Below are 548 nucleotides of genomic sequence, written 5' to 3'. Positions count from 1 at the left end.
GCAGGGTGCACACCAGGTGCAGGCGAAGGCCCCAGAAGTAGCGGGAGTGGCTGGCGCAGTAGCCGTACTCGGCCCAGCCGGCCAGGTCGGAGCGCTTGGCCGTCTCGCGTGAGCGGCCGCACTCCACCGGTGTGGAGTCGACGACCCACACGGTGTCCGTCCACAGCGAGGTGTCGATCGCGAGCAGGCGGTTGACCCGGGCGATCAGGTCGGCGGCCTTGCGCAGGCGCCGGTTGTAGCCCGACTGCCCGGGCAGGTAGGGGAACAGGTGCCGCAGGTGGGTGGTGGCGTGGCGGATCCAGCGGCGTTCGGAGGCGAAGCCGAGCAGGGCCTGCATCACGGCCAGGGTGACCAGTTCGGCGTCGCTCAGCCGGGGCACGATGCCGATCCCGGGCCGCCACGGGGCCAGATGCGGCGATTCCTTCAGCAGGTCGTCGGTCTTCACGTAGAGTGCGGTCGCGAGGGAGTCCAGGTCAGGCGTCACAACCGACCTTTGGACTCCCTCGCGTCATTTCATGCACGCCAGCGAGCCCTTGGCATCAATCATC

Annotated in this window: 1 protein-coding gene; it reads right to left on the bottom strand. The window is 69.0% G+C overall.

Translation table 11 applies throughout. From position 1 onward, the window contains the following. Positions 1 to 484 (bottom strand): transposase family protein (locus IEZ12_RS37405; protein WP_505744234.1); only part of this gene is annotated, 484 nt, incomplete at its 3' end. Between the last annotated feature and the right edge of the window lie 64 nt (positions 485 to 548).

The organism is Kitasatospora griseola (assembly GCF_014648555.1).
Classification (GTDB): Bacteria; Actinomycetota; Actinomycetes; order Streptomycetales; family Streptomycetaceae; genus Kitasatospora; species Kitasatospora griseola.
The sequence above is the reverse complement of the archived record's forward strand: the minus strand, read 5'-3'. Positions and strand labels throughout refer to the sequence as shown.